This window comes from Thermus sp. (assembly GCF_056332225.1).
Map to the genome: position 1 here is coordinate 1 of NZ_JBWGQW010000077.1, position 4649 is coordinate 4649.

The 4649-nt window shown below is 69.5% G+C and carries 4 protein-coding genes; 1 reads left to right on the top strand and 3 read right to left on the bottom strand.

Features of this window, described 5'->3' with window-relative positions:
* Positions 1-306: 306 nt before the first annotated feature.
* Positions 307-1488, top strand: a complete 1182-nt coding sequence (locus AC01Y6_RS09540; RefSeq protein ID WP_428715801.1) for a VanW family protein — start codon at positions 307-309, stop codon at positions 1486-1488.
* On the opposite strand, the gene AC01Y6_RS09545 is transcribed toward AC01Y6_RS09540, so the two are convergent.
* The 3 genes from AC01Y6_RS09545 to AC01Y6_RS09555 form a co-directional block, all read right to left on the bottom strand.
* Positions 1370-1636 (bottom strand): cupin domain-containing protein, encoded by a 267-nt coding sequence (locus AC01Y6_RS09545; RefSeq protein WP_476671289.1) that lies wholly within the window; start codon positions 1634-1636, stop codon positions 1370-1372. The two genes, AC01Y6_RS09540 and AC01Y6_RS09545, sit on opposite strands and share 119 nt — an antisense overlap.
* Positions 1633-4140, bottom strand: coding sequence for a type I DNA topoisomerase (gene topA, locus AC01Y6_RS09550; RefSeq protein WP_476671287.1), 2508 nt, complete (start codon positions 4138-4140; stop codon positions 1633-1635). Before topA ends, AC01Y6_RS09545 begins: the two co-directional genes overlap by 4 nt.
* 33 nt (positions 4141-4173) lie before the next feature.
* Positions 4174-4649 (bottom strand): acetyl-CoA hydrolase/transferase C-terminal domain-containing protein (locus AC01Y6_RS09555; protein WP_476671288.1); only part of this gene is annotated, 476 nt, incomplete at its 5' end.

A 4649-nucleotide genomic window follows, 5' to 3' on the forward strand; every position in this document is an offset into this window, starting at 1 on the left:
CGAGGAAAGAAACCTTCAGGACGAAGCTACCAGATGAGAAAGCTTTAAAAGGCCGCTTTGCCCCGCAATTTTGCGCACAAGTGTAGCAACTAGCACTTTCGCAAAAAAAAGGGCGTGTAGCGCCCCCGTCCCAAAAGGGCGGCCTTCAGGCGCCGGGCCTGGTAAGAGCTCCCCCAGGGGCTTGCACGGCGCCTGGCACCCCATCACCCCCGGCTCAGGCCAGCGGGCCCCCGGGGAGAAGGCCGGGGGCGGGGGCAAAGGTGGGTGCCGGTACGTGGGGGGGTTTCGCGGTATTCTTCTCTTCACATGAGGCGGCTTCTCGCCCTGGCCCTCCTCGAGGCCCTGGCCCTTGGGGCTTCCGGGCCCCTGGAGGCCCTCCTGGTCGTTCAGGAGGAGGTGGTGGAGGAGGGGGAGCTCCGCACCTACACCGGGGTGCAGCGCTACCCCGTGGCCTCCGAGGGGGAGCTTAAGTCCCTCCTGAAGCGGCTTACCCGGGACCCCCGCCCTCCCCGCTTCGTCCTCCATGAGGGGAGGTGGCGCGGGGTGGAGAAGAAGGGCCTCGCCTTTGACGAAAAAGAGGCCCTCGCCGCCTACCAGGAGGCCCTGGCCAAGGGCAAAAGGAGCTTCCGCCTCCCCGCGCGCTACCTGCCCCCCACCCCGAGCCTCAAGGAGCTTTACGCCCTGGGGGTGCGGGAGCACCTGGCCACGGGGGAAACAGACTTCCGGGGCTCGAGCCGGGAGAGGGTCCACAACCTGCTCCTCGCCTCCAGCAAGCTGGACGGCCTCCTCATCCCTCCAGGGGCCTTCTCCTTCAACCAGGCCCTGGGGCCCGTAAGCGAGGAGGAAGGGTACAAGGAGGCCTTTGTCATCGTGGGGGACCGCACGGAGCAGGGCGTGGGAGGCGGGGTGTGCCAGGTCTCCACCACCCTCTTCCGGGCCTTTTTCTTCGCCGGGCTCCCCATCCTGGAGCGCCACGCCCACAGCTACCAGGTGGCCTACTACAAGCCCACGGGGCTGGATGCGGCGGTCTTCCAGCCCCAGAAGGACCTCGAGGTCCTGAACGACACCCCGGGCCACCTCCTCGTCCAGCGCTCGGTGGTGGGCACCCGGCTCCGCTTCCACCTCTTCGGCACCAAGGACCGGGAGGTGCGCTGGGAGGGCCCCTTTATAAAGGACCGCAAGCCCCCCCTCCCGCCCCGGGAAATCCCGGACCCCTCCCTGCCCCCGGGAACACGCAAGCAGGTGGACTTCGCCGCGGAAGGGGCCCGGGTGGAGGTGCGCCGGGTGGTGCGCTACCGGGACGGGCGGACGGTGGAGGACCGGGTGGTGAGCCTCTACCGCCCCTGGGGAGCGGTCTACCTGGTGGGGCCTAGGCCGGAAGCTCCAGAAGCACCGCCCGCTCCACGGGAAGGAGGCGGTGGGGCTCCCCCACCCAGGCCCCTTCCCCCCGCCGGAGGTGCAGGTACCGCCCCTCCGGCAGGTCAATGACGAGCTCCCCCTCCAAAAGGAGGTAGAAGGCGCTTTGGGAGCGCTCCTCCCCCTCCCTTAGGGCGTAGGCCCTCAAGGGAAGCCCTGGGACCTCCACCCGGCCCTCCCGGGCCAGGCGCAGGAGGTGGAGCTTGTAGCTCGGCCTCAGGCCTTGGCCACCGCCTTCTTGGCCCGGCCCTTGAGCATGCGGAGCTTGAAGAGGGCTCGCTTGGCAAGCTGTGCCGCCTCCCCCTCTAGGGCCTCTCCCCGGGCCAGGGCCTCCGCCGCCCGGCGCTCCTCGGGGGAAAGCTCGGGGAGGAAGGGCTTGAGCTCCTCCCAGTCCCCGGGCAAGCCCACCTTGGCGGCCCCTTTAGAAGGCCTTCCCTTGGGCCGGGGCTTGGCCTTCCCGCCCTCGCCCTTGGGCGAGGCCTTGGGGGCGGGAAGGAGCTTGGGGTCGTGCTCGGGGCAACCCGGGTTCATGCAGAGGGCCTTCCCGCCCTTCTTCACCAGGGGCCAGCCGCAGGCGGGGCAGGTTTCCTCCAGGAGGGGGTAGAAGGAGAGGAAGTCGCAGGCCCCGTTCTCGCACTTGTAGTAGGGTTTTCCCCGCTTGCTCCTTTTTTCCAGGACCCGGGCGCCGCACTTTGGGCAGGTGTGGCCCGTGGGCCTGCCGTCGTCCCGGGTGTAGTCGCACTCCGGGTAGCCCGAGCAGGCGATGAAGCTCCCGTAGCGCCCCTCCTTCCTGACAAGGGGCCTCCCGCACTTGGGGCAGGCCTCCCCGATGGGCTCGGCCTCCCGCTTTTCCAGGGGCTCGGTGTAGGTGCACTCCGGGTAGCCGGTGCACCCCAGGAACTGGCCGTAGCGGCTCACCTTGAGCTCCAGGGGCCTGCCGCACCGGGGGCAGGTCCGCTTGGGCACCTGGGCGAGCTCCCCCAGGAAGGGCTCGTAGAACTCCCAGACCACCTTGGGCCAGGGCGCCTTGCCCTCCTCCACCTCGTCCAGGCGGTCCTCCATGCGGGCGGTGAACTCGTAGGCCACCACCTGGGGAAAGCGCTCCTTGAGGTAGCGGGTCACCTGGCGGCCCAGGGGGGTGGGGAGGAGGGTGCGCCCCCGCCTTTCCACGTAGCCCCGCTTCTCCAGGGTTTCCAAGGTGGGGGCGTAGGTGGAGGGGCGCCCGATGCCGAGCTCCTCCATGGTCTTCACCAGGCTGGCGTCGGTGTAGCGGGGGGGCGGCTCGGTGAAGTGCCGCTCGGGGGTGGCCTGGAGGAGCTTCGCCAAAGCCCCCTCGGGCACGGCGGGCACCGGGGGTTCCTCGCCCTCCTCCTCCCGGCCCCAGGCCCGGAGGTAGCCCTCAAACTTCAGGACCGAGCCCGAGGCCCGGAAGAAGTACCGCCCCCCTTCGCTCTTCAGGAGGACGGAGGTCTGCTCGTAGAGGGCGTCCTTCATCTGGCTTGCCAGGAAGCGGCGCCAGATGAGCTCGTAAAGGCGGTACTCCTCCTCGGAGAGGTAGGGGCGGACGCTTTCCGGGGTGCGCCTTGGGTCCGTGGGGCGGATGGCCTCGTGGGCGTCCTGGACCCCCTCCTTGCGGTTCTTGTAGACCCGGGGGGCCTCGGGCAGGAAGTCCTCGCCGAAGACCTCCCCGATGACCTCCCGGGCCAGGGCCAGGGCCTCTGGGGAAACCCGCACCGAGTCCGTGCGCATGTAGGTGATGAGGCCCACGGTGCCCTCGGGGAGGTCCACCCCCTCGTAGAGCCTCTGGGCGATGCGCATGGTGCGGCTTGCGGTGTAGCCCAGGCGGGTGCTGGCCGCCTGCTGCAGGGTGGAGGTGGTGAAGGGAGGCGGGGGAGACTTGCGGCGTTCCCGCACCTCCACCTGGTCCACCCGGTAGGGGAGCCCGGCCACGGCCTCCGCCAGGGCCTTGGCCTCGGCCTCGGTCCTCAGGTGGAGCCTTCCCTCCTTCTCCCCCTGGCCCGTCCAGAGGCGCTTCCCCTCGGCTTCCAGGAGGGCGGCGAGGAGGGTTTTCCCCTCCACGGCGAAGGTCCCCGTGAGGGTCCAGTACTCCTCCTTCTGGAAGGCCTCAATCTCCTCCTCCCGCTCCACCACGAGCCTTAGGGCCACGCTCTGCACCCTTCCCGCCGAGAGGGCCCGCTTGCGGAACTCCAGGGAGAGGAGGGGGGAGAGGTTGTAGCCGAGGAGGCGGTCCAGCACCCGCCTCGCCTGCTGGGCGTCCACCAGGTTCTGGTCTATGGGCCTCGGGGCTTCCACCGCCTGGCGCACCACCCTCGGGGTGATCTCGTGAAACTCCACCCGGATGGGCTCCTTGGGGTCGCGGCCCAGGAGGCGGGCCACGTGCCAGCCGATGGCCTCCCCCTCCCGGTCGGGGTCGGTGGCGATGAGGAGGCGCTTGCCCTGGGCCGCCCGCTTGAGCTCCTCCACCACGGGCTTCTTGTCCTTCTTCACCTCGTAGGTGGGGGCGAAGTCCCGCGCCACGTCCACCCCGAGGCTACGCTCGGGCAGGTCGGCCACGTGACCCCGGCTCGCCCGCACCTCGTAGCCAGGCCCCAGCATCTTCTGGATGCTTTTGGCCTTGGCCGGGGACTCCACCACCACCAAGGTGGTGGCCCCTTGCGCGGAAGCTCCTTGGCCGGGTTTTGGGCGTTTGCCTTTCGCGGGCATCGCCCCCTATTTAGGGGCGTAAAGGAGGGCTTGTCAAGGGTTCCCTGCCGGGTTCTTCGGCCCCAAGTCCACCCCGGGGTAGCCCCTAGGAAGGAGCCTCCGCTCCCAGGCGGCCTTTAGAAGCTCCTCCCGGAAGTCGGGGTGGGCGATGGCGATGAGGGCCAGGGCCCTTTCCCTTAAGGAGCGGCCGAAGAGCTCGGCCACGCCCCACTCCGTGACCACGTAGTGCACGTCGGCCCGGGTGGTGACCACCCCCGCCCCCGGCTTGAGGAAGGGGACGATGCGGCTTTGCCCCTTGGCCGTGGAGGGGAGGGCGATGATGGGCTTTCCCCCCTCGCTCCTCGCCGCCCCCCGGATGAAGTCCAGCTGGCCGCCGAAGCCGGAGTAGATCCGGGTGCCGATGGAGTCCGCCACCACCTGGCCGGTGAGGTCCACCTCAATGGCCGAGTTGATGGCCACCATCTTGCGGTTCTGGGCCACCACGAAGGGGTCGTTGACGTAGTCGGCGG